Genomic DNA, 20,129 nt, shown 5'->3' on the forward strand with positions numbered 1-20,129 from the left:
GTAAGCGAGGAGACTCAACAACGTGGCATCGCCTTCCGCGCCGGTGCACCCTGCCCGTTACCTGACGATCTTTCTGGTCATGCTCATCGGCGTGTACCTGCTGGTCTTCCTGACCGGGGACAAGCGGGCCGAACCGAAGCTCGGCATCGACCTGCAGGGCGGCACCCGGGTCACGTTGACCGCACGGACGCCGGATGGTTCCCGGCCGTCCAGGGACGCACTGTCGCAGGCCCAGCAGATCATCGGTGCCCGGGTCAACGGGCTGGGCGTCTCGGGTTCGGAGGTCGTCGTCGACGGCGACAACCTGGTCATCACCGTGCCCGGAAACGACGGCAACGAGGCCCGCAATCTGGGGCAGACCGCGCGGCTCTACGTCCGGCCGGTGATCAACGGTATGCCCGCACAAGCCGCTCCGCCGCCCGAGGAGTCGCCGCCGCCGGCGGATGAAAAGCCGGGCGACAAACCCGCGCCGACCGGCCAACCGGCGCCACCACCCCAGCCACGGCCCTACCCGCAGGAGCCGCCGCCATCGCCGAGCCCGGCTCCGCCGCCGGATCAGACGGCGGCGCCCGTCCAGCCCGGGCCGCCGGATCCGCGGAAGGACCTCGCCGAACGCATCTCCAAAGAAAAGGAGTGGCGGCAGAGCACCGACAAGGCCATCCAGTTCTACGGGCTGCAATACCAGGCCACCCAGTGCGACAAAGACGACATCCTGGCCGGCAACGACGATCCCAACCTGCCGTTGATCACCTGCGACAAGGACCACAAAACCGCCTACCTGCTGGCGCCGTCGATCATCAGCGGCGACCAGATCCAGAACGCCACCTCGGGCCTGGACCCGCGCAGCGGCTACGTCGTCGACGTGCAGTTCAAGAGCGCCGCGGCCGGCATCTGGGCGGATTACACCGCCGCCCACATCGGCACCCAGACCGCGTTCACACTGGACTCCCAGGTGGTCAGCGCGCCGCAGATCCGTGAAGCGATCCCCGGCGGCCGAACCCAAATCACCGGCGGCGACCCGGCGTTCACCGCCGACAGCGCCCGTCAGCTCGCCAACGTGCTCAAGTACGGGTCGTTGCCGCTGTCGTTCGAATCCTCGGAAGCCGAAACCGTTTCGGCCACACTAGGTTTGACGTCATTGCGGGCAGGACTGATCGCCGGTGCGATCGGGCTGGTGCTGGTGCTGCTGTATTCGCTGCTGTATTACCGGGTGCTGGGATTGCTGACCGCACTGTCACTGGTAGCTGCTGGCGCCATGGTTTTCGCGATCCTGGTGCTGTTGGGCCGCTACATCAACTACACGCTGGATCTGGCCGGGATCGCCGGTCTGATCATCGGTATCGGCACGACCGCCGACTCGTTCGTGGTGTTCTTCGAACGCATCAAAGATGAGATCCGCGAAGGCCGTTCGTTCCGGTCAGCGGTTCCGCGTGGTTGGGCGCGGGCGCGCAAGACGATCGTGTCCGGTAACGCGGTGACGTTCCTGGCCGCCGCGGTGCTGTACTTCCTGGCGATCGGACAGGTCAAGGGCTTCGCATTCACGTTGGGTCTCACCACCGTCCTCGACCTTGTCGTGGTGTTCCTGGTGACCTGGCCGCTGGTGTACCTGGCGTCGAAGTCCCCGACGTTGGGCAAGCCTGCATACAACGGCCTGGGCGCGGTACAGCAGGTCGCGCGCGAGCGGCGCGCCGCAGCCCACACAGGACGGGGATAGCGAGATGGCCGCAAAAGCAACGGAAGCAGCCGTCGAAATCACCGAGACGGCCGGCGCCGAAGGCGACGACACCGCCACCGGGCTGCCGCACCACAACTTCCTGTCCCGGCTGTACACCGGGACCGGTGCGTTCGAGGTGGTCGGCCGCCGCCGGCTGTGGTACGGCGTCAGCGGGGCGATCGTCGCAATCGCGATCGCCAGCATCGTGCTTCGCGGATTCACCTTCGGTATCGACTTCGCAGGCGGAACCAAGGTGTCGATGCCCAGGGGAGACATCCAGACCAGCCAGGTGACCGAGGTCTACCACGACACCATCGGCTCTGACCCCGAGTCGGTGGTGATCGTCGGCAACGGCGCCTCGGCGACCGTGCAGATCCGTTCCATGCCGCTGGACAACGACCAGACGGCCAAGCTGCGCAACGCGCTGTTCGACAGGTTCCAGCCAAAAGGCGCCGACGGCAAGCCCAGCAAGCAGGCGATCAGCGACTCGGCGGTCTCGGAAACCTGGGGCGGCCAGATCACCAAGAAAGCGGTGATCGCGCTGGTGGTGTTTTTGGTGCTGGTCGCGATCTACATCACCGCGCGCTACGAGCGCTACATGGCGATCTCCGCGCTGGTCGCGATGTTCTTCGACGTCGCCGTCACCGCGGGCATCTATTCGCTGGTCGGCTTCGAGGTCACCCCGGCGACCGTGATCGGGTTGATGACGATTCTCGGGTTCTCCATCTATGACACCGTCATCGTGTTCGACAAGGTCGAGGAGAACACCCACGGCTTCCAGCACACCACCCGGCGCACCTTCGCCGAACAGGCCAACCTGGCGGTCAACCAGACGTTCATGCGCTCGATCAACACCAGCCTGATCTCGGTGCTGCCGGTGGTTGCGCTGCTGGTGGTGGCAGTGTGGCTGTTGGGTGTGGGCACGTTGAAGGACCTGGCGCTAGTGCAGCTGGTCGGCATCATCGTGGGCACCTACTCATCGATCTTCTTCGCTACCCCGCTGCTGGTCAGCCTGCGTGAACGCACCGAGTTGGTGCGTACGCACACCCGCCGAGTGCTGCGCCGGCGCAGCGGCGCTGCCGAGAAGACTTCGGAGTCGGCGGAATCGGCCGAGGACGAGCCGGACCGGCAGAACACCGTGGCGGCCCCGAACAAGCCGGCTCCGAACAAGCCGGCGCCCGGCGCGCGGCCGGTACGGCCAACCGGCAAGCGAAACAAGAGCTAGCCCGATGGCTGCCTGGCCCCGGCGCGTGGCCGCCAGCTGTCTGGCGGCCATCTTGGCAGCAGCCGGCCTCGCGAGCTTGTCGGGCTGCTCGGGTAGTGCCGCCGGGCACGTCGACTACGTCGTCGACGGCGCGCTGGTCACCTACAACACCACCACCGTGACCGGCGCCGCGTCGGCCGGTGCGCAGGCGTTTGCCCGCACCCTGACCGGGTTCGGCTACCACGGGCCCGACGGGCAGGTCGTCGCCGACCACGACTTCGGCACGGTGTCGGTGGTGGGCGGCGCGCCGCTGGTGCTCGACTACCAGATCGCCGACAAGGCCGTCTATTCCGACGGCAAGCCGGTCACCTGTGACGATCTGATGCTGGCGTGGGCGGCTCACTCCGGCCGGTACCCGGCCTTCCACGCCGCCAGCCAGGCCGGCTACGTCGACATCGCCACCATCGACTGTCAGCCCGGGCAGAAGAAGGCCCGGGTGTCATTCCAGCCCGACCGCAACGTGGTCGACTACCAGCAGCTGTTCACGGCGACCACGATGATGCCCTCGCACGTCATCTCCGACGAGCTGAAAATGAGCGTGGCCGCCGCGGTGATGGTCAACAACGGGCCGGCCATCGAGCGCATCGCCCAGCTCTGGAACACGATCTGGGACCTCAAACCCGGTCTGGACATCAAGCATTTCCCGTCGTCGGGGCCCTACAAGATCGAATCGGTGCTGAATGACGGCGGGGTGGTGCTCGTCGCCAATGACCGCTGGTGGGGCGCCAAGCCGATGACCAAGCGGGTCACGGTGTGGCCACAGAAAGCCGACATCCAAGACCGGCTCAACAACCAGAGCGTCGACGTCGTCGACGTCGCGACCGGTTCGTCGGGGTCGGTGATCACCCCGGACGACTACCAGCGCATCGATGCGCCATCGGATGGAATCCAGCAGCTGATCTTTGCTCCGGGCGGTCCATTGTCGGAGACCCGCGCGCGCCGCGCGGTCGCGTTGTGCACCCCGCGCGACGTGATCGCCCGCGACGCCGGGGTGCCGATTGCCAACGCGCGGTTGCACACCGCCGCCGAAGACGCCATCAGCCAGGCCGAAAATGTTCCCGAGGCCGCGCAGTTCGTCCGGTCGAATCCCGACGCGGCGCGTGATGCGCTGGGCAAGGCGCCGCTGACGGTGCGGATCGGCTACCGGGGACCTAACGCGCGGCTGGCCGCCACCGTCGGCGCGATCGTCAAGGCGTGTGCGCCGGCCGGTATCACCGTCTCCGACGTCACCTCCGACACCACCGGCCCGCAGACGTTGCTCGACGGGCAGATCGACGTGCTGCTGGCCAGCACCGGCGGCGCCACCGGCAGCGGGTCCACCGGGTCCTCGGCGATCGACGCCTACGCCCTGCGCGCCGGCAATGGCAATAACCTCTCCGGCTATCACAACGGCCAGATCGACGGGATCATCAGTGCGCTGGCGGTATCCGCCGACCCGGCCGAGTTGGTCCGGCTGCTGGCCGAGAGCGCGCCGGTGCTGTGGGCCGATATGCCGACGCTGCCGTTGTACCGCCAGCAGCGCAGCCTGCTCATGTCGAAGAAGATGTATGCCGTGGGCACCAATCCCAGCCGCTGGGGCGCCGGCTGGAATATGGACCGCTGGGTATTGGTGCGGTGACTCGGGCTGGCGACCAAGTCGCCGACATCATCGCATCGTTGACCCGCGAGGTGGCCGACTTCCCCGCGGCGGGTGTGCAATTCAAAGACCTGACCCCGGTATTCGCCGATCCGCGCGGGCTGGCCGCGGTGACCGACGCGCTGGCCGACGTGGCCGCCGGCGCCGAGGTGATCGCCGGCATCGACGCCCGCGGCTTCCTGGTCGGCGGTGCGGTGGCGGCCCGGCTCGGCACCGGAATGCTGGCCATCCGCAAGGGCGGCAAGCTGCCGCCGCCGGTGCTCGCCGAGTCCTACAACCTGGAGTACGGCACCGCCACCCTGGAGATCCCCGCCGACGGTGTCGAGTTGGCCGGCCGCAGCGTCGTCATCGTCGACGACGTGCTGGCCACCGGCGGCAGCGTCGCGGCAGCACACCGGCTGCTCACTCACAGCGGCGCCCGGGTGACGATGGCCGCGGTGGTGCTGGAACTCGGCGCGCTGGGCGGACGCGACGCCGTGGCGCCGCTGCCGGTACACAGCTTGCGCCGCATCTAGCGGGACAATTGAGGTTGAGCGATATCCTGGGTGGTCGGAGGTGACGAACGTGGCGGATGACCAGCGCACGGCTGTCCAGCAGCCGACCCAACCGCTGCAGATCGCCGATATTCCGCAGGCGCCGCCGGCCGCGGAGACACTCAAGACGTCCAGCAGCGCGTCGCGGCGGGTGCGGGCCCGACTGGCCAGGCGGATGACCGCCCAGCGCAGCACGCTCAGCCCCGTGCTCGAGCCGTTGGTGGCGGTGCACCGCGAGATCCACCCGAAGGCCGACGTGTCGATGTTGCAACGCGCCTACGACGTCGCCGAACAACGGCACGCCGACCAGATGCGGCATTCCGGGGATCCCTACATCACTCATCCGCTGGCCGTCGCCAACATTCTGGCCGAGTTGGGCATGGACACCATCACGCTGGTGGCCGCCCTGCTGCACGACACCGTCGAGGACACCGGATACACGCTGGCCGCGTTGTCCGAGGAGTTCGGCGAGGAGGTCGGTCATCTTGTCGACGGGGTGACCAAGCTGGACCGGGTGGTGCTGGGCAGCGCCGCCGAGGGCGAGACGATCCGCAAGATGATCACCGCAATGGCGCGTGACCCGCGGGTGTTGGTGATCAAGGTGGCCGACCGGCTGCACAACATGCGCACGATGCGTTTTCTGCCGCCGGAGAAGCAGGCCCGCAAAGCCCGCGAAACGCTGGAAGTGATTGCGCCGCTGGCACATCGGCTGGGGATGGCCACGGTCAAGTGGGAGCTGGAGGATCTGGCTTTCGCGATTCTGCATCCCAAGAAGTACGAGGAGATCGTGCGGCTGGTGGCCGGGCGGGCGCCGTCGCGCGACACCTACCTGGCCAAGGTGCGCACCGAGATCATCGCCACCTTGACTGCGTCGAAGATCAACGCGGTGGTCGAGGGCCGGCCCAAGCACTACTGGTCGATCTACCAGAAGATGATCGTCAAGGGCCGCGACTTCGACGACATCCACGACCTGGTCGGCATCCGGATTCTGTGTGAGGAGATTCGGGACTGTTATGCCGCTGTGGGCGTGGTGCATTCGCTGTGGCAGCCGATGGCCGGCCGGTTCAAGGACTACATCGCCCAGCCCCGCTACGGGGTGTATCAGTCGCTGCACACCACGGTTGTCGGGCCGGAGGGCAAGCCGCTGGAGGTGCAGATTCGCACCCGCGACATGCACCGCACCGCCGAGTACGGTATCGCGGCGCACTGGCGTTACAAGGAAGCCAAGGGCCGCAACGGAGTGCCGCATCCGCATGCCGCGGCCGAAATCGACGACATGGCCTGGATGCGGCAACTGCTCGACTGGCAGCGGGAGGCCGCCGACCCCGGCGAGTTCCTCGAGTCGCTGCGCTATGACCTTGCGGTTCAAGAGATTTTCGTGTTCACCCCGAAAGGCGATGTGATCACGCTGCCGGCTGGGTCGACACCGGTCGACTTCGCCTACGCCGTGCACACCGAGGTGGGGCACCGCTGCATCGGTGCCCGGGTCAACGGCCGGCTGGTGGCGCTGGAGCGCAAGCTGGAAAACGGCGAAGTTGTCGAGGTTTTCACCTCCAAGGCACTCAATGCCGGGCCGTCGCGAGACTGGCAGCAGTTCGTGGTGTCTCCGCGCGCCAAGACCAAGATCCGTCAGTGGTTCGCCAAAGAGCGCCGCGAGGAGGCGCTGGAGTCCGGCAAGGAAGCGATGGCGCGCGAGGTTCGTCGCGTCGGACTTCCGTTGCAGCGCTTGATGAACGGCGCATCGGTGGCGGCGGTGGCCAATGAGCTGCACTACACCGACGTGTCCGCGCTCTACACCGCGGTCGGTGAGGGCCACGTGTCGGCCAAGCACGTCGTGCAGCGGCTGCTGGCCGAACTCGGTGGTATCGATCAGGCCGAAGAGGATCTCGCCGAGCGGTCCACGCCCGCGACGATGCCGCGGCGTCCGCGCAGCACCGACGATGTCGGGGTGGCGGTGCCAGGCGCGCCGGGGGTGTTGACCAAGCTGGCCAAGTGCTGCACGCCGGTGCCCGGGGACCAGATCATGGGGTTCGTCACCCGCGGTGGCGGGGTCAGCGTGCATCGCACCGACTGCACCAACGCCGCGTCGCTGCAGCAGCAGGCCGAGCGGATCATCGAGGTGCACTGGGCGCCGTCGCCGTCGTCGGTGTTCCTGGTGGCCATTCAAGTTGAAGCGCTGGACCGGCACCGGTTGCTCTCGGACGTGACGAAGGTGCTCGCCGACGAGAAGGTGAACATCCTGTCGGCCTCGGTGACCACCTCATCCGGTGACCGGGTAGCCATCAGCCGCTTCACTTTTGAGATGGGCGACCCTAAGCATCTTGGGCATCTGCTCGACGTGGTCCGCAATGTCGAAGGCGTCTACGACGTCTACCGGGTGACCTCCGCGGCGTAACCTTTTGCCTTGTGCGCGAGCGTGCGTGTCCCCGGCCGACACGCCGAGCGTGCGGCCGGGAACACGCACGCTCGCGGCGAGAATTGGCGGCTTGCTCCGCGAAACTGCAACTGCGGTCGTGATTTCTCGGAAACTACAGCCCTAGCGGCAATCTCGCGGAGTGCTCAGTCCAGCCGCACCGATGTGATCGTGACTTTGGTTGCCGGCGTCCCGTTTGCACCGCCGCCGGCAATACCAGCGGCAGCAACCTTGTCCAGCATGGCCAGCCCGTCGTCCTGAATGGTCCCGAAAATCGTGTATCGCGGTGGCAACTGCGAGTCCTGGTAGACCATGAAGAACTGACTGCCATTGGTTCCTAGTCCGGCATTGGCCATCGCGAGTGTGCCGCGCGGGTAGACGACCGGTTGATTCAGCGCTGGATCGTATGGCGGAAATTGATCGGTCGGGTATTCGTTGGCGAACTGATAGCCCGGTCCGCCGGCGCCGTTGCCCTTCGGATCGCCGCACTGCAGCACGCTCAGGCTCGGCGAGGCGGTCAGTCGGTGACACTGGGTGCCGTCGAAGAAGCCTTGCTTGGCCAGGCTGACGAAACTGTTGACCGTGCAAGGGGATTGGTTGTTGGCCAGTTGCAGGCCGACATTGCCCTGGTCGGTGACCATGCTGACGCTGATCAGGGCCGGGTCGGTTGGCACCTTACCCGCCCGGGGTGGATCTACCGGCTTGCTGGCCGGATCCGTCGACGGCCGGTATTGGCAGTCGGAGCCCAGATGCTCAGTCGGGGTAAATGGCGGCAATTGTCCGTTCGCCTGCGGTGCCGATCGCTGTGAGGCGCTGGGCGACGTCCACGGTGAGGCGCTGGGCGACGTCCACGGTGAGGCGCTGGTGTCCGCGGTGCCGGTGCTAGCGCTCTTTTCCGAGTCGCGGTTGACGGCGACGACCGCGACCACCGCGACGAGCACGGCGATGATGCCGCCGGTGATGAGCAGGATTGTCGGCGTCGACAACGTCTTGCCGGACCTGTTCATTTGCATCACACGTTCCTTCGGTCAGTCGAGCCGTACCGATTTGATGGTGACCGGAGTGGCGGGTTGGCCGTCGTCGCCGCCACCCGCGACGCCGGCATTGGCGATCTTGTCCAGCGTGGCCAGCCCGTCTTCCTGGATGGTTCCGAACACGGTGTATTCCGGCGGCAGCTGCGAATCCTTATACACCAGGAAGAATTGGCTACCGTTGGTGCCTGGCCCTGCATTGGCCATGGCTAGGGTGCCGCGAGGGTAGTCGACCGGTTGGTCTACCGCGGGATCACCGGTTGGATATTGGTCCGTGGGGTATTCGTTGGCGAACTGATACCCGGGGCCTCCGGTTCCATTGCCCGTCGGGTCACCGCACTGCAGCACGCTGAGCGTCGGCGAGGTGGTCAACCGGTGACACTGGTTGCCGTCAAAGAAGCCCTGCTGTGCGAGGCTGACGAAACTATTGACCGTACACGGTGATTCGGCGTTGGCGAGTTGTAGGCCAACGTTGCCCTGGCTGGTTACCATGCTAACGCTGACCTGCGCCGGCTCAGTCGGCACCTTGCCTGATCGGGGCGCAGTAGCCGGCTTGCTCGCCGGCTCGGTCGAAGGTGGGTATTGACAGTTGGCACCCAGATCGGCCGACGGCGTGAATGAGGGCAACGGCGGAATGCCAGGCAATGCGCCCAGGGCAGGAGTCGTCGTGGCGGAACTGCTGGTCGGTGCCGACGCCTTTTCGTCTTTAGGCTCTAAGTTGGTGATGACCAGGACGATAATCGCCACGGCGATTGCGATTGATGCACCGGTAATGATCAGGGTGCGCCGACGCCGACTGGTTTGGAGGGCAGTGATTTCCAGCTGTTGCTCGAGCTTGCGCTTGGCCATCGCGCGTCGATCTTCGTTGGTCGGTGCAGCCACCGTGTTGGTAGGCGATGCGACGGGCCGCGCCGGCGCACGCTGAGTCGGTGCCTGGACGGGCGGGGTCGGCCGCGTCGTTTTCCCAGGACTCGTCAGCGCTGCGCGCGCGGCATCAGCGAATTCTGTCGCACTTTGGTAGCGTTGGTCGGGCCTTTTAGCCATGCCTCGGGCGATGACGGCGTCGAAGGCCGGTGGGATGTCGGAGAAGTCGATGGATGGCCGTGGAGGCGGGTTATTCAGGTGGCCGGCAATTTGTTGTTCGAGGCTCTCGCCGGGGTAGGGGCGTTGGCCCGTGAGGCATTCATGCAACACGCAGGCCAGCGAGTAGATGTCCGCGCGGTAGTCGGTGGTGCCGCTGAAGCGTTCCGGAGCCATGTAGGCCAACGTGCCGATGGTATGGCCTGTGCCGGTCATCGCGGTGTCGGTGACTGCGCGGGCGATGCCGAAGTCGATCAGGTAAGCGAAATCTCTTGCGGCTAAAAGGATGTTGGAAGGCTTGACATCCCGGTGGACCAATTCTGCGAGGTGGGCGGTATGCAGTGCCGAGGCGATCTGCTCGATGATTGCGACGGTGCGTGCAGGGCTTAACCGGCCGTCGTCGTCGGCGATGATGCTGCCTAAATCGCGGCCCTCGATAAGCCGCATGTCGACGTAGAGCCGGCCGTCGATTTCGCCATAGTCATGAATAGGCACCACGTGCGGGTCGCTGAGGCCAGCCGCAGTCCGTGCCTCGCGGCGGAACCGCCGCTGAAACTCCGGGTTTTCGGCCAGATGCTGCGGTAACAGTTTGATGGCGACGACACGGTCGGTGGCGCTGTCGTAGGCACGATAGACCTCGCCCATGCCACCGCGACCCAACACCTCGAGAAGCTGGTAACGTCCGAATGCCGTTGTCACCGTAGTCTTCTCCTCACCACTGAGAGGTGCGTTTCCCTCGAACCATAAGCGGTGGCGCTCTACCTGTGAGTAGCGATACCAGGTCAGTCCAGCAGTACCGACTTGATGGTGACCGGCGTAGCGGGCGGACCGTCTTCGCCGCCGCCGGCGACGCCGGCCTTGGCGATCTTGTCCAGCGTGGCCAGCCCGTCGTCTTGGATCGTGCCGAACACCGTAAAGTTCGGCAACAGTTGAGAGTCCTTGTAAACCATGAAGAACTGGCTGCCATTGGTGCCAGGGCCGGCGTTCGCCATAGCCAATGTGCCGCGTGGGTAGACGACTGGTTGCTGCAGTGCGGGGTCGTCGGGCGGGAACTGATCGGTGGGATATTCGTTGGCAAACTGGTACCCTGGGCCGCCGTCGGCGCCGTCTCGGTTGGGATTGCCGCACTGCAGCACGCCCAACGTCGGCGAGGTGGTCAGCCGGTGGCACTGAGTGTCGTTGAAGAAGCCCTGGTGCGCGAGGCTGGCGAAACTGTTGACGGTGCAAGGGGACTTGGCGTTAGCGAGCAGCAGGCCGATATTCCCTTGATCGGTTACCATGCTGGCACTGACCTGCGCGTCTTTCCCCTCCGTCGGCACTTTGCCGGTCCGCGGCGGTTTCACCGGCTTGCTGGCCAGGTCAGGGGACGGCGGGTACTGGCAGTTGGCGCCCAGCTCAGCCGACGGCTTGAACGACGGCAACGGCGGCGCGGCCGGAGGCGCGCTCTGCGTGGTCGTCGCACCGCCCTCGGTTCCCGACGCTTTCTCGTTCTTGTCCTTATTGGTGACCAGCACAGTGATGACCACCGCGGCGATGACGACCACCGCGGCGACCGATCCGCCGGCGATCGCCATAATCCTGCGCCGGCGGGCCTGCTTGGCGCGGCGTTCCAGCTGGCGTTCGAGTTTGCGCTTGGCTGTCGCCCGTCGCTGTTCGTTGGTCGGCACCGCCGAAGTCCCTCCTCGATCGTTCGCGTGGGTCAGCACAGAGTGTGCCAGAGTGCCAGCAGTCAGGCGCAACGTGGGAAACTGGGGATCGTGTTGATTTCCGCGTTTCCCGCCGGGTTGCTGGCTTGCAACTGCTACGTGCTGGCGCCGCATCCCGGGGCCGACGCCATCATCGTCGATCCCGGTCAGCGGGCCATGGGCCCGCTGCGGCGCATTCTCGACGAGAATCGGCTCACCCCGGCGGCGGTGCTGCTCACCCACGGCCACATCGACCACATCTGGTCAGCCCAGAAGGTGTCCGACAGCTTCGGCTGCCCGGCCTACATCCACCCCGAGGACCGGTTCATGCTGACCGATCCGATCAAAGGATTCGGACCGCGGCTGGGCCAGGCCCTGTTGGCGGCGATGTTCCGCGAGCCCAAGCAGGTCGTCGAACTCGACCGCGACGGCGACAAGATCGACCTGGCCGACATCGCCGTCACCGTCGACCACACCCCTGGCCACACTCGGGGGTCGGTGGTGTTCCGGGTGACCGGCGATGGGTCCGACATCGTGCTCACCGGCGACACGCTGTTCGAGCGTTCGGTTGGGCGCACCGACCTGTTCGGCGGCAGCGGCCGCGACCTGCTGTGCTCGATCGCCGGCAAACTGCTGGTCCTCGACGACAAGACCGTGGTCCTGCCCGGTCACGGCCCCAAGACCACGATCGGCGCCGAACGCCGGCACAACCCGTTCCTCGAAGGGCTGTGAGCGTGGCCCCGCGCCGGCGACGATGCGGAGCGCAGCGATGAGGAGGAGCGGCGCAAAGTGACTCAATTCCAGGCGCCCAAGGGTGTACCGGATTACGTCCCGCCGGATTCGGCACGGTTCGTCGCGGTGCGCGACGGGCTGCTCGACGCGGCACGGCGCGCCGGCTACAGCGACATCGAGTTGCCGATCTTCGAGGACACCGCGCTGTTCGCGCGCGGGGTGGGGGAGTCCACCGATGTGGTGTCCAAGGAGATGTACACCTTCGCCGACCGCGGCGACCGGTCGGTGACGCTGCGCCCGGAAGGCACCGCCGGGGTGGTGCGCGCGGTCATCGAGCACGGGCTGGACCGCGGCGCGCTGCCGGTCAAGCTGTGCTACGCGGGTCCGTTCTTTCGCTACGAGCGCCCGCAGGCCGGCCGCTACCGCCAGCTGCAGCAGGTTGGGGTGGAGGCCATCGGGGTCGACGACCCCGCACTGGACGCCGAGGTGATCGCCGTCGCCGACGCCGGCTTCCGTTCCCTGGGTTTGACGGGGTTTCGCCTAGAACTCACCTCGCTGGGTGATGACACCTGCCGTCCGCAATACCGAGAGCTGTTGCAGGACTTCCTGTTTGCGCTCGACCTGGATCCGGAGACCCGCAGGCGCGCCGAGCTCAACCCGCTGCGGGTGCTCGACGACAAGCGCCCGGAGATCAAAGCGATGACCGCGGACGCGCCGGTGATGATCGACCACCTCTCCGATGTCGCCAAGCAGCATTTCGAGACGGTGCAGGCGCATCTCGACGCGCTCGGCGTGCCGTATGTGATCAACCCGCGAATGGTGCGCGGGCTGGACTACTACACCAAGACCACGTTTGAATTCGTGCACGACGGGCTGGGCGCGCAGTCGGGCATCGGCGGCGGCGGCCGCTACGACGGGCTGATGCGCGTGCTGGGTGGCCAGGATCTCTCCGGCATCGGGTTCGGTCTCGGCGTGGACCGCACCCTGCTGGCATTGCAGGTCGAAGGCAAAACCGTTGGCGCGACGACTCGTTGCGACGTCTTCGGAGTACCGCTGAGCGAGCAGGGCAAGCTGCGGCTGGCGACGCTGGCCGGTCAACTGCGTGCCGCCGGCGCGCGGGTGGACCTGGCCTACGGCGAGCGCGGACTCAAGGGTGCAATGCGCGCCGCCGACCGGTCCGGCGCCCGGTTCGCGCTGGTGGCCGGTGACCGCGAGATCGAGGAAGGCATCGTCGGCGTCAAAGACCTCGGCTCGGGCGAGCAGGTGGACGTTGCGACGGACGCGGTTGTCGCCGACGTGCTTTCCCGACTCACCCCTTGACCGCGAGCGTGCGTGTTCCCGGCTATCAGCCCGGCGTGTCGACCGGGGACACGCACGCTCGCGCACAATGGCGTCAGTGCTTGACCTGGTTGAACGGCACACCGCGATCGGCCGCGTGTTCACGCGGAAAGCCCAAGACCCGTTCGCCAATCACGTTGCGCGCCATCTCGGTACTGCCGCCCCCGAGCGCCGCGGTCTGCCGGGACAGATAACGTTGGCCGATCGCAAGCAGTTCGTCGACCACCCCGAAGCTGCCCGCGATCGCCAATGCGGTGTCGACCTCGAGTTCGATGGCCTCGGCATGGAAGAGCCGAATCAGCGTCCCGGCGGCCGGCGGGAGCGAGCCGTCGAGCACGCCGCGGTAGACGTGGTCGATCAGCTGATCACGCACCGCACGATGCACCAGTGCCCGGCCGGCCTTCTCACGGACACGGTCGTTGTCGGGCTGTCCGATCGCCTGCAGCAGCACGCCGTAGTCGGGTGTCTTCTCCTGGGCGTTCTCGCTGCCGCTGCCGCTGGCGAACTCCGAGCCGCCGCCGACGGCGCGCCGCTCGTGATAGAGCTGGCGCGATGCGACGTCCCAGCCCTTGTCGACTTCGCCGAGCACATCGTCGTCGCTGAGTTCCAGGTTGTCGAAGAACTCCTCGCAGAATTCGGTGGAACCGTTGACTTGTTTGATGCGCCGCAACGTAATTCCGGGGCTGTCGATGCGCACCAAGAACATGGTCAGCCCGTCGTGCTTGGGGACCTCCCAGTTCGTCCTGGCCAGCAGCAGCCCGTAGTCGGCGGCGAACGCTCCGGTGCTCCAGGTCTTCGCGCCGTTGACCACCCATCTGCCGTCGCGCCGCTCGGCGCGGGTGATCACGCCGGCCAGATCCGACCCGCCGCTGGGTTCGGAGAGCAGCTGAACCAGTACCTCATCACCACGCAGTGCCGCTGAAATGTGTTGACGCTTCTGCTCTTCGCTGCCGGTGTCCAGAATTGTCGCGCAGCAGATCGTGAAGGTCGGCGTGTTGAGTATCAGCGGCATCTCGTAGCCGGCGCTCTCGGCGTCGAAGGCCTTCTGATATTCGATGCTCAGCCCGAGCCCGCCGTACTCGACCGGGAAACAGATCCCGGCGAACCCGCCATCGTAGAGTCGCCGCTGCAGCTCGCGGGCCCGCTGCCATGACTCCTGCACGCCGCGATCGGCAAACGGCGGATTGCCTCGATCGATGCGCGGCATCGCCTCGGCCAGCCATCCGCGGGCCCGCTCGGCGAACTCGGCCACCGACTCGCTGGGGCGGGGAGGAGCGATCATGACGGCAGCTCACGTGACGACATGCGGCGCCTCCCGAGAGTCTCATTCGTCGCAAACGGAAATGACGTTACCAGAGGTCATGGGCCGCCCCGCGGCTTGGTCAAGGTGAATTGGTCGACGACAGTGAGCGCGCCGAGCGATCCGGTGATCGCGTAGTGCGTCGCGGTGATCGAGGTGTTGCCGCCGGGAGGGCCCGGGTCGACATCGAACGCCGCGAAGCCGTAGGGATGTGTGCGGTCGCGAAACGCCGACCATGGCGCGTCCTCCACGACATAGATCGGTGCTTTGCGTCCGGTCGCCGGGTTGAGTCGGCCGACGCCGGTCACCACCCGACATTTGGGCCGGTCGAAGAACATCGTGTTCGACGGCGCCGACGTGCCACCTCCGCCGATTACTACGTGCACGGTGCCCTTGGTGGCGTCGATGAGGTCGGCGCGGGTGTCGGCGGGTCGGGGGGTTCTGGTTTCGCCGTCCAGCGCTCCGCGCACCGGATGTGAGCGTTCGTAGTGGTGTTCGTGACCGCACACCACTAAATCGACCTGGTAGCGGTCGAACAACGGCAGCCATTCCTGACGGATGCCGAGGTCGGCGCCGTTGGTGCGGTCGGTGGTCGAGATTGCCGTCTGGTGCATGCAGACGACCACCCAGTCCACGTCGGGGTCGTGCCGGGCATCGGCGAGTTCAGCTTCCAGCCAACGCTTCTGCGCGCCACCGGAATAGCCGTGCACATAGAAGTTGCCGCCGTCCTGAAAGCACACGTCGTCGTTGGACAGGCTGATTACCCGCACCGACCCGGCGGTGAAGGAGTACCAGAGCCCGCGCAATGCCGGGTCGGCTCCCGAGTCGGGCAGCGCAAAGTAGGTCTGGTAGGCCTCGAATCCGACTGGGCCGTTGCCCAATTCGTTTTCGTGGTTTCCCGCCGCCGGCATCCAGGGCCGGTAGCGCGCCGAACGTGAGTTGTTGTCGAACCAATCGGTCCAGGAGCGGATCCGGTCGTGGGCCAGGTTGGCGTAACAGAGGTCGCCGTTGACCAAGTTGAACAGCGGGCCGATGCGCTCGATCGCGGTCGTGGTGTCCGCGGCGGCCGGCGAGCCCAGGTTGTCGCTGGTGTACGTCGTGCCCGTCAGCCTGCCGAGCGTCGGGGTAGCCTGATCGCCGAAGCTGGTGAAACACAGTGATTTCCGTCCCGACGGCGCAGTGCGCACCGTGCCCAGCTCTGGGCTGGTGCCATCATGCACCGCGGCGTAGACGTAATCGGTGTCGGGAGCCAGATCGGTCAGCGCCGCATGGTGGACGCGAACTTCACTGCGCGACTTGGCGTCCCGGTAGGCGCGGGTTTCGGCTTGCACCGTGCGCCCGAAGCCCGACGTCGGCATGCCCACCAGCACCCGGGGGTTGCCTACCGCGTCGGTGGTCTGCCAGGACACCACCACGTCGGTGGCGGCATTCCGGCCGAATTGCAGATGCAGGCCCCGCACCGGCGGTGCGCCGCTGGCGTCGGGCTGCGTCCACACGGCCGGTCCGGACGAGCGCAGCAGCGTTGCCCCGGCACCGCCGATGCCCACTCCCGCAATCGCCGCCGCCCCGGCCGTCAACAGCGTGCGGCGGCTGATGCCCGTCTCGTCGCTCATCTTTGTTTCATACCGCACCCGACAGCAGATTTCTGCGTTGGCGGTAACGCTCCGCTAGCCTGCGCAGAGGACCGAGCGCATCCGGTTTGCACCATGACACAAAGTGTCCTACCGTAATTGTTAGTGTCATATCCCTACGATTCAGGGAGCCGCTGATGGCCAGCACGTTCACCGATTCCAAAGCCGACTTGATGCGGCGCGCACAAGACCGCTTGGCCGCCAATGTGGGTGAGTCGGCGTTGTCGACCCGCCAGAAGCTGGCGCTGACCTGCCGCGCCCTGTTCGACCAAGGACATGATTCGGGGCTGGCCGGACAGATCACCGCCCGCGCCGAGCAGCCCGGCACCTATTACACCCAGCGGCTGGGGTTGGGCTTCGACGAGATCACCGACGCCAACCTGTTGCTCGTCGACGAGGACCTCAATGTGCTCGACGGCGACGGTATGGCTAACCCCGCCAACCGTTTTCACAGCTGGATCTACCGCGCCCGGCCCGATGTGCAGTGCATCGTCCATACCCACGCCTTCCACGCCGCCGCGCTGGCCATGCTGGAGGTTCCGCTGGTGGTGTCCCAGATGGACACCACGCCGCTCTACGATGACTGTGCGTTTCTGGCGGAGTGGCCAGGGGTTCCGGTCGGCAATGAGGAGGGCGAGATCATCAGCGCTGCCCTCGGCGACAAAAAGGCCATCCTGCTGGCTCACCATGGCCAGATCGTGGCCGGTGCCAGCGTCGAGGAGGCGTGCTCGCTGGCGGTGCTCATCGAGCGCGCGGCCAAACTGCAGCTGGCCGCGATGTCGGCCGGCACGATCAAAGAACTACCGGAGAAGCTGGCCCGCGAAGCCCACGACTGGACGCTGCGGCCGGAACGTAGCCGGGCGAATTTCGCCTACTATGCGCGCCGCGCGCTCACGCAACACCCCGATGCCTTGACGAGCTGACCGAAGGAGTCCGCCATGCCGAAAATTCACGGCATCATCGCCTACCCGGTGACTCCGTTCGCCGCCGATTCGGGCACGATCGACACCACGTCCTTGACCGCGCTGGTCGACCGGCTGGTGCGCGCCGGCGTCCACGCGATAGCCCCGCTCGGTAGCACCGGCGAGCTGGCCTATCTCGACGAAGGCGAGTTCGACACCGTCGTCGACACCACGATCGCCGCTGTCGACGGCCGGGTGCCGGTCGTCGTCGGTGTGTCAGACCTGACCACTGCCAACACGATTCGGCGTGCGCAGGTGGCCGAGAAGGCCGGCGCCGACGCGGTGATGATCCTGCCGGTGTCCTATTGGAAGCTGACCGAGCACGAGATCGTCACGCACTACCGCAGCATCGGCGAGGCGATCGGAATTCCGATCATGGCCTACAACAACCCGGCCACCAGTGGCATCGACATGAGCCCGGAACTGCTGGTGCACATGTTCGAGAGCGTCGAGAACCTCACGATGGTCAAGGAGTCCACCGGCGACCTGTCCCGGATGCAGCGCATCGCCGAGCTCAGCGATGGTCGGCTGCCGTTCTACAACGGCAGCAACCCGCTGGTGCTCGACGCGCTGCGGGCCGGCGCCGCCGGATGGTGCACGGCGGCCCCGTGTCTGCGACCGCAGCCATGCATCGACTTGTACGACGCCGTGCGGGCCGGCGATCTGCAAACGGCGCAAAAGATCTACGACGACCTCAAGCCGCTGTTGCAATTCATCGTTGCCGGCGGGCTCGCCACCACCGTGAAGGCCGGATTGGAGCTGCTCGGTGTCGGCGTCGGAGACCCGCGCCGTCCGCTGCTGCCGCTGGACGACGAGGGCCGCGACACGTTGCAGAAATTGCTGCCCGCTTGACAGGAAATCGAACTGGCGTTCGAATAGGGCATGCGGTGGGACGCCCAGAGCATCGACGTCGATGACGGCGCGCTGCCCGGTTTGCAGCGCATCGGGTTCGTCCGCAGTGTGCGGACCCCGCAGTTCGACGGCATCACGTTTCACGAGGTGCTGTGCAAGTCGGCGCTGAACAAGATCGCCAACGCCGCTGTCTTGCCGTTCCGGTACACCGTCAACGGCTATCGCGGCTGCTCGCATGCCTGCCGTTACTGTTTCGCCCGGCCCACCCACGAGTATCTGGAATTCAACTGCGGCAACGACTTCGACACCCAGGTCGTCGTCAAGACGAATATCGTCGACGTGCTCCGGCGCGAGCTGCGCCGTAAGTCCTGGTGCCGCGAGACCGTGGCATTGGGCACCAACACCGATCCCTATCAGCGCGCTGAGGGCCGGTATGCGTTGATGCCCGGCATTATCGGTGCGCTCGCGGAGTCGGGCACGCCGCTGTCGATCCTGACCAAGGGCACCCTGCTGCGGCGCGACCTGCCGTTGCTCGCCGACGCCGCCGGGCAGATTTCGGTCCGGGTGGCCGTCTCCCTGGCGGTCGGCGATCCCGAGCTGCATGCGGCCGTGGAACCGGGCACTCCCGGGCCACGCGCACGGTTGGGGCTGATCGCGGCGATCCGCGACGCCGGCCTGGACTGCCACGTGATGGTGGCGCCGGTGCTGCCGCACCTGACCGATTCCGCCGAACAGCTCGACAGCCTGCTGCGCCAGATCGCCGACGCGGGTGCGACCGGTGTGACGGTGCTGGGCCTGCATCTGCGCGGATCGACACGCGGCTGGTTCTTGTCGTGGTTGGGCCGCACCCACCCCGAGCTGCTCGGCGGGTATCGCGAGTTGTACCGGCGCAGCGCCTATCTGCCGCAGCAGTACCGCGACGAGCTACGAGACCGGGTTACGCCGCTGATCGCCAAACACCGGTTGACCGGTGAGCGGCGCCGCCCCGATCCCGCCCCGCCGCGCCTGGCCGCCGAGGTTTTGCAGCCCACGCTGTTCTAGCCCAGTTCTGCGGCGCGGAAAGTGTCGCACTGATTGGGGTCACCGGTCTGGTAGCCGACGGTGAACCAGTGCTGCCGCTGCTCGGACGACCCGTGGGTCCACGACTCAGGGTTGGTGCGCCCGGTCGCCTTGCGCTGAATACGGTCGTCGCCCACCGATGCCGCTGCCGACAGCGCGTCGTCAATGTCCTTGTCGCTCAAAGGCTCCAGAAACGGCACACCGGTACTTTCCTGCTTGGTGATCGACGCGTAGTGCGCCCACACCCCGGCATAGCAATCGGCCTGCAGCTCGGTGCGCACGCCGTTGCCGCCGGCACCCTGCGCGCCCTGCTGGGCGCGGCCGAGTACTCCCTGCAGCTTCTGCACATGATGGCCAAACTCGTGCGCGACCACATACTCCTGCGCCAACGGCCCACCGCTGGAATTGAATTGGTCTTTGAGCACCTCGAAGAAGTCCGTGTCGAAATAGGCGGTCTGGTCCAGCGGACAGTAGAACGGGCCGACATCGCTGGTGGCCGCGCCGCAGCCGGTGCTGACCTGGCCGCTGAACAGCCGCACGTGCGGGCGGGTGTAGCCGCGCATCAGCTGCTTCCACACGCCGTCCACCGAGTTGCCGGTAGCGACCACGCGGCACTGCACGTACTTGTTGGCGTCGGCTCCGGTGCGGCAGGTGCTCAAGTCAAAGCCCGGCGCGACGTCCTGGTTGGTGTTCATCGGTTGCTGGCTGAGCACATTGCCCGGATCGACGCCGAGGAACATGGCCACCACCACGATCACCAGCCCGCCGAGACCGCCGCCGATCGCCATCCGCCGACCGCCGCCGCCGGACGACGACGTGGTGCTGGTGTCGATCTGCATACCCTCGTTGAAGGTCATCGCACGCTCCGTTTGCCGCTAGATCGGGTCGCCGGATCAGCT

The 20,129-nt window shown here is 66.5% G+C and carries 16 protein-coding genes and 1 pseudogene; 10 read left to right on the plus strand and 7 right to left on the minus strand.

The annotated features are described in order from the left end of the window. The first annotated feature begins 22 nt into the window (after positions 1-22). The 5 genes from secD to AC5Y49_RS09095 are packed head-to-tail and all read left to right on the plus strand — an operon-like array spanning position 23 to position 7,542. Positions 23-1,714 carry a protein translocase subunit SecD gene (secD, locus tag AC5Y49_RS09075; RefSeq protein WP_499886114.1) on the plus strand — a complete coding sequence of 564 codons (1,692 nt, stop codon included), beginning with the start codon at positions 23-25 and terminating at the stop codon, positions 1,712-1,714. Between the two features lie 4 nt (positions 1,715-1,718). After that, positions 1,719-2,939 carry a protein translocase subunit SecF gene (gene secF / locus AC5Y49_RS09080; protein WP_499886116.1) on the plus strand — a complete coding sequence of 407 codons (1,221 nt, stop codon included), beginning with the start codon at positions 1,719-1,721 and terminating at the stop codon, positions 2,937-2,939. A 4-nt stretch (positions 2,940-2,943) separates the two neighbouring features. Then, positions 2,944-4,596 (plus strand): ABC transporter substrate-binding protein, encoded by a 1,653-nt coding sequence (locus AC5Y49_RS09085; RefSeq protein WP_499886118.1) that lies wholly within the window; start codon positions 2,944-2,946, stop codon positions 4,594-4,596. Then, the gene (locus tag AC5Y49_RS09090; RefSeq protein WP_499886120.1) at positions 4,593-5,129 is read left to right on the plus strand and encodes an adenine phosphoribosyltransferase; all 537 of its coding nucleotides are present in this window, start codon (positions 4,593-4,595) and stop codon (positions 5,127-5,129) included. The genes AC5Y49_RS09085 and AC5Y49_RS09090 overlap by 4 nt, the downstream gene beginning before the upstream one ends. A 49-nt stretch (positions 5,130-5,178) precedes the next feature. Then, positions 5,179-7,542, plus strand: a complete 2,364-nt coding sequence (locus AC5Y49_RS09095) for a RelA/SpoT family protein (protein WP_499886122.1) — start codon at positions 5,179-5,181, stop codon at positions 7,540-7,542. Between the two features lie 164 nt (positions 7,543-7,706). On the opposite strand, the gene AC5Y49_RS09100 is transcribed toward AC5Y49_RS09095, so the two are convergent. The 4 genes and pseudogenes from AC5Y49_RS09100 to AC5Y49_RS09115 form a co-directional block, all read right to left on the minus strand. Continuing rightward, positions 7,707-8,573, minus strand: coding sequence for a peptidylprolyl isomerase (locus tag AC5Y49_RS09100; protein ID WP_499886124.1), 867 nt, complete (start codon positions 8,571-8,573; stop codon positions 7,707-7,709). A 15-nt stretch (positions 8,574-8,588) separates the two neighbouring features. Beyond that, positions 8,589-9,440: a peptidylprolyl isomerase gene (locus AC5Y49_RS09105; RefSeq protein WP_499886362.1), complete on the minus strand. Its 852-nt coding sequence runs from the start codon at positions 9,438-9,440 to the stop codon at positions 8,589-8,591. A 180-nt stretch (positions 9,441-9,620) separates the two neighbouring features. Next, positions 9,621-10,370 (minus strand): annotated as a pseudogene (locus tag AC5Y49_RS09110) (serine/threonine-protein kinase); the annotation flags it as partial. An 83-nt stretch (positions 10,371-10,453) separates the two neighbouring features. After that, a complete protein-coding gene (locus tag AC5Y49_RS09115; protein ID WP_499886127.1) occupies positions 10,454-11,338 on the minus strand; it encodes a peptidylprolyl isomerase in 885 nt (294 codons plus the stop codon). Positions 11,339-11,428: 90 nt separating this feature from the next. Between AC5Y49_RS09115 and AC5Y49_RS09120 the strand changes: the two genes are divergently transcribed. Beyond that, positions 11,429-12,088 carry an MBL fold metallo-hydrolase gene (locus AC5Y49_RS09120; protein WP_499886131.1) on the plus strand — a complete coding sequence of 220 codons (660 nt, stop codon included), beginning with the start codon at positions 11,429-11,431 and terminating at the stop codon, positions 12,086-12,088. 57 nt (positions 12,089-12,145) lie between these two features. Then, entirely contained in the window at positions 12,146-13,408 is a 1,263-nt protein-coding gene (hisS, locus tag AC5Y49_RS09125; RefSeq protein ID WP_499886134.1) for a histidine--tRNA ligase, read from the plus strand. A gap of 73 nt (positions 13,409-13,481) precedes the next feature. Here hisS and AC5Y49_RS09130 read toward each other — a convergent pair whose 3' ends face one another. Together AC5Y49_RS09130 and AC5Y49_RS09135 are read right to left on the minus strand one after the other, a co-directional pair. Then, a complete protein-coding gene (locus AC5Y49_RS09130; protein ID WP_499886137.1) occupies positions 13,482-14,708 on the minus strand; it encodes an acyl-CoA dehydrogenase family protein in 1,227 nt (408 codons plus the stop codon). Positions 14,709-14,785: 77 nt separating this feature from the next. Continuing rightward, positions 14,786-16,339 carry a purple acid phosphatase family protein gene (locus AC5Y49_RS09135; RefSeq protein WP_499886141.1) on the minus strand — a complete coding sequence of 518 codons (1,554 nt, stop codon included), beginning with the start codon at positions 16,337-16,339 and terminating at the stop codon, positions 14,786-14,788. A 155-nt stretch (positions 16,340-16,494) separates the two neighbouring features. Between AC5Y49_RS09135 and AC5Y49_RS09140 the strand changes: the two genes are divergently transcribed. Genes AC5Y49_RS09140 through AC5Y49_RS09150 form a run of 3 tightly spaced genes read left to right on the plus strand, consistent with a single transcriptional unit; the run spans position 16,495 to position 19,212 of the window. Then, on the plus strand, positions 16,495-17,280 hold the full coding sequence (locus AC5Y49_RS09140; RefSeq protein WP_499886145.1) for an aldolase: 786 nt from the start codon (positions 16,495-16,497) through the stop codon (positions 17,278-17,280). A gap of 15 nt (positions 17,281-17,295) precedes the next feature. Beyond that, on the plus strand, positions 17,296-18,171 hold the full coding sequence (locus AC5Y49_RS09145) for a dihydrodipicolinate synthase family protein (protein ID WP_499886146.1): 876 nt from the start codon (positions 17,296-17,298) through the stop codon (positions 18,169-18,171). 30 nt (positions 18,172-18,201) lie between these two features. After that, complete coding sequence (locus tag AC5Y49_RS09150) at positions 18,202-19,212, plus strand: Rv2578c family radical SAM protein (RefSeq protein WP_499886148.1); 1,011 nt, start codon at positions 18,202-18,204, stop codon at positions 19,210-19,212. Here AC5Y49_RS09150 and ypfJ read toward each other — a convergent pair. Continuing rightward, positions 19,209-20,087, minus strand: a complete 879-nt coding sequence (ypfJ, locus tag AC5Y49_RS09155; protein ID WP_499886150.1) for a KPN_02809 family neutral zinc metallopeptidase — start codon at positions 20,085-20,087, stop codon at positions 19,209-19,211. The two genes, AC5Y49_RS09150 and ypfJ, sit on opposite strands and share 4 nt — an antisense overlap. Positions 20,088-20,129: the final 42 nt, after the last annotated feature.

It is taken from the genome of Mycobacterium sp. NGS62, from assembly GCF_059812285.1.

What these genes read in the sequence shown, in the direction of transcription:
- secF (WP_499886116.1), top strand. Translation starts at nt 1,719, where the DNA reads ATGGCCGCAAAAGCAACGGAAGCAGCCGTCGAAATCACCGAGACGGCC.
- AC5Y49_RS09085 (WP_499886118.1), top strand. Translation starts at nt 2,944, where the DNA reads ATGGCTGCCTGGCCCCGGCGCGTGGCCGCCAGCTGTCTGGCGGCCATC.
- AC5Y49_RS09100 (WP_499886124.1), bottom strand. Translation starts at nt 8,573, where the DNA reads ATGCAAATGAACAGGTCCGGCAAGACGTTGTCGACGCCGACAATCCTG.
- AC5Y49_RS09105 (WP_499886362.1), bottom strand. Translation starts at nt 9,440, where the DNA reads ATGGCCAAGCGCAAGCTCGAGCAACAGCTGGAAATCACTGCCCTCCAA.
- AC5Y49_RS09130 (WP_499886137.1), bottom strand. Translation starts at nt 14,708, where the DNA reads ATGATCGCTCCTCCCCGCCCCAGCGAGTCGGTGGCCGAGTTCGCCGAG.
- AC5Y49_RS09135 (WP_499886141.1), bottom strand. Translation starts at nt 16,339, where the DNA reads ATGAGCGACGAGACGGGCATCAGCCGCCGCACGCTGTTGACGGCCGGG.
- AC5Y49_RS09140 (WP_499886145.1), top strand. Translation starts at nt 16,495, where the DNA reads ATGGCCAGCACGTTCACCGATTCCAAAGCCGACTTGATGCGGCGCGCA.
- AC5Y49_RS09145 (WP_499886146.1), top strand. Translation starts at nt 17,296, where the DNA reads ATGCCGAAAATTCACGGCATCATCGCCTACCCGGTGACTCCGTTCGCC.
- AC5Y49_RS09150 (WP_499886148.1), top strand. Translation starts at nt 18,202, where the DNA reads ATGCGGTGGGACGCCCAGAGCATCGACGTCGATGACGGCGCGCTGCCC.
- ypfJ (WP_499886150.1), bottom strand. Translation starts at nt 20,087, where the DNA reads ATGACCTTCAACGAGGGTATGCAGATCGACACCAGCACCACGTCGTCG.